The organism is Planktothrix tepida PCC 9214 (assembly GCF_900009145.1).
Lineage (GTDB): Bacteria > Cyanobacteriota > Cyanobacteriia > Cyanobacteriales > Microcoleaceae > Planktothrix > Planktothrix tepida.
Genome location: NZ_LN889877.1, coordinates 1 through 251 on the forward strand (window position 1 = coordinate 1; position 251 = coordinate 251).

1 protein-coding gene is annotated in these 251 nt (G+C 41.0%); it reads right to left on the reverse strand.

Going from position 1 to position 251, the window contains the following annotated elements; genetic code table 11:
- The coding region (locus PL9214_RS29575) for a transposase (RefSeq protein WP_139295224.1) at positions 1 to 251 on the reverse strand (251 nt) is incomplete at both ends.

Genomic DNA, 251 nt, shown 5'->3' on the forward strand with positions numbered 1-251 from the left:
AGGCTAAATCTTCTTTTCCCTTGCCCAAATTTGCCCTCAATTGAATTCCGAATCTTTTCATCGTCTAACGCCTGCTTCTTAGTAGCTTCACTCAGATTTACTGGGGGTCTCCCTAACGGAGGGCCACTGATTCTAATTCCTCTTTCTTTACACCAAGCTCGGTTGTCTCTAGTTCGGTAAATTTTATCTACATGGACTGACTCAGGATAATACCCCGTATATTCTTTAAAAGCCTCTATTTGTGCTTTTAA